The organism is Microbulbifer zhoushanensis, assembly GCF_021729055.1.
Taxonomy (GTDB): domain Bacteria; phylum Pseudomonadota; class Gammaproteobacteria; order Pseudomonadales; family Cellvibrionaceae; genus Microbulbifer; species Microbulbifer zhoushanensis.
The window spans coordinates 1-3397 of sequence record NZ_JAJSAO010000014.1; the positions used below are offsets into that span (position 1 = coordinate 1).

At 51.9% G+C, this 3397-nt stretch carries 2 rRNA genes; both read right to left on the reverse strand.

What is annotated here, in order from left to right:
* Positions 1 to 3: 3 nt before the first annotated feature.
* Positions 4 to 119: ribosomal RNA gene (gene rrf, locus LVD10_RS17830) — 5S ribosomal RNA — on the reverse strand.
* 200 nt (positions 120 to 319) lie between these two features.
* Positions 320 to 3201, reverse strand: a 23S ribosomal RNA gene (locus LVD10_RS17835).
* Positions 3202 to 3397 lie beyond the last annotated feature (196 nt).

The following is a 3397-nucleotide window of genomic DNA, read 5'->3' on the forward strand; positions in this document are numbered from 1 at the left end:
GAAGCCTGACGATGACCTACTCTCACATGGCGAATCACCACACTACCATCGGCGATGTTGCGTTTCACTTCTGAGTTCGGCAAGGGATCAGGTGGTTCCACAACTCTATGGTCGTCAGGCAAACTGGCTTGGGCTGGTGTCGGTCTTACGGGCTGTTTCTGTGCCCTGCGCTACCTGTTACCGCCGTTTGCATGATCTTCCGATCAACGGTAACCCCAAATAAGTCGGTGAAACATTCTGTAGTAATACACCGCAAGTCGTATGTCTCTTGCTCACAGTCCATCGGCTTGCGCCAATCGTCAGTAACCATCTCTGTTGTATGGTCAAGCCTCACGGGCAATTAGTACTGGTTAGCTCAACGCCTCACAACGCTTCCACACCCAGCCTATCAACCTGGTAGTCTTCCAGGGCCCTTTAGGGGACTCGAAGTCCCAGGGAGATCTCATCTTGAAGGAGGCTTCCCGCTTAGATGCTTTCAGCGGTTATCCCGTCCGAACATAGCTACCGGGCAATGCCACTGGCGTGACAACCCGAACACCAGAGGTTCGTTCACTCCGGTCCTCTCGTACTAGGAGCAACTCTTCTCAAATCTCCAACGCCCACGGCAGATAGGGACCGAACTGTCTCACGACGTTCTAAACCCAGCTCGCGTACCACTTTAAATGGCGAACAGCCATACCCTTGGGACCGGCTTCAGCCCCAGGATGTGATGAGCCGACATCGAGGTGCCAAACACCGCCGTCGATGTGAACTCTTGGGCGGTATCAGCCTGTTATCCCCGGAGTACCTTTTATCCGTTGAGCGACGACCCTTCCATACAGAATCGCCGGATCACTATGACCTACTTTCGTACCTGCTCGACATGTCTGTCTCGCAGTCAAGCGCACTTATACCATTATGCTCATTGCATGATTTCCGACCATGCTGAGTGCACCTTCGTACTCCTCCGTTACTCTTTGGGAGGAGACCGCCCCAGTCAAACTACCCACCATACACTGTCCCCGATCCAGATAATGGACCTGGGTTAGAACCTCAAACATACCAGGGTGGTATTTCAAGGACGGCTCCACTGCAACTAGCGTCACAGTTTCAAAGCCTCCCACCTATCCTACACAAGTAGGCTCAAAGTTCAGTGCAAAGCTGTAGTAAAGGTTCACGGGGTCTTTCCGTCTAGCCGCGGGTACACTGCATCTTAACAGCGATTTCAATTTCACTGAGTCTCTGGTGGAGACAGCGTGGCCATCGTTACGCCATTCGTGCAGGTCGGAACTTACCCGACAAGGAATTTCGCTACCTTAGGACCGTTATAGTTACGGCCGCCGTTTACCGGGGCTTCGATCAAGGGCTTCGCCGAAGCTAACCCCATCAATTAACCTTCCGGCACCGGGCAGGCGTCACACCCTATACGTCCACTTACGTGTTTGCAGAGTGCTATGTTTTTAATAAACAGTCGCAGCCACCTGGTCACTTCGACCGACCTCAGCTTAGGGAGCAAGTCCCATCACCAAAGCCGGCGTACCTTCTCCCGAAGTTACGGTACCATTTTGCCTAGTTCCTTCACCAGAGTTCTCTCAAGCGCCTTGGTATTCTCTACCTGACCACCTGTGTCGGTTTAGAGTACGGTTCGCAATTGCCTGAAGCTTAGAAGTTTTTCCTGGAAGCAGGGCATCAACCACTTCACCTACCTAAGTAGGCTTCGTCGTCAGCTCTCAGCCTTAGGGGTCCGGATTTGCCTAAACCCCCAGCCTACAGCCTTAAACATGGACAACCAATCGCCATGCTGGCCTAGCCTTCTCCGTCACTCCATCGCAGCAATTGCAAGTACAGGAATGTTAACCTGTTTCCCATCGACTACGGCTTTCGCCCTCGCCTTAGGGGCCGACTAACCCTGTCCCGATTAGCGTTGGACAGGAACCCTTGGTCTTCCGGCGGGGAGGTTTTTCACCTCCCTTATCGTTACTCATGTCAGCATTCGCACTTGTGATACCTCCAGCAAACCTCCCGGTTCACCTTCAACGGCTTACACAACGCTCCTCTACCATGCACATAGTGCATCCGCAGCTTCGGTTACCAGTTTGAGCCCCGGTATATCTTCCGCGCGGGCCGACTCGACTAGTGAGCTATTACGCTTTCTTTAAAGGATGGCTGCTTCTAAGCCAACCTCCTAGCTGTCTGGGCCTTCCCACATCGTTTCCCACTTAACTGGTATTTGGGACCTTAGCTGGCGGTCTGGGTTGTTTCCCTTTCCACGACGGACGTTAGCACCCGCCGTGTGTCTCCCGCGATTGCACTCCTCGGTATTCGGAGTTTGCATGGGGTTGGTAAGTCGGGATGACCCCCTAGCCCAAACAGTGCTCTACCCCCGAGGGTGAGACGCGAGGCGCTACCTAAATAGCTTTCGAGGAGAACCAGCTATCTCCCGGCTTGATTAGCCTTTCACTCCGATCCACAGGTCATCCCCTAATTTTTCAACATTAGTGGGTTCGGTCCTCCAATTGATGTTACTCAATCTTCAACCTGCCCATGGATAGATCGCCGGGTTTCGGGTCTATTGCCTGCAACTGAACGCCCTATTAAGACTCGATTTCTCTACGGCTCCCCTAAACGGTTAACCTTGCTACAGACAATAAGTCGCTGACCCATTATACAAAAGGTACGCAGTCACCCCGAAGGGCTCCTACTGCTTGTACGTATACGGTTTCAGGTTCTATTTCACTCCCCTCTCCGGGGTTCTTTTCGCCTTTCCCTCACGGTACTGGTTCACTATCGGTCAGCTGGGAGTATTTAGCCTTGGAGGATGGTCCCCCCATGTTCAGTCAAGATATCACGTGTCCCGACCTACTCGATTTCACTCAATGTGCCTTTTCGTGTACGGGGCTATCACCCTGTATCGCGGAACTTTCCAGATCCTTCCACTAAGACATAAAGAGCTTAAGGGCTAATCCCCTTTCGCTCGCCGCTACTCAGGGAATCTCGGTTGATTTCTTTTCCTCCGGGTACTTAGATGTTTCAGTTCCCCGGGTTCGCCTCCCTAACCTATGTATTCAGTTAGGGATACCTGTAAAACAGGTGGGTTTCCCCATTCGGAAATCCCTGGATCAAAGTCTGTGTGCCGACTCCCCAGGGCTTATCGCAGGCTCCTACGTCCTTCATCGCCTCCAGCTGCCAAGGCATCCACCGTATACGCTTAGTCGCTTGACCATACAACACAAACGACTACTAACGATTTGAACATCCAGACTCAGTCAAAAACTGGCCCGGACGCCGGACTGTGTGCTTGAGAGACACACAATATTGATGTTGAGTATGTGTTAAGTACTCAACCTCGCCTTGCAGTGTATTACTACAAAATATTTCACCTTGTTAAAGAACATCTGATGTAAAAATCAGAAAGCTG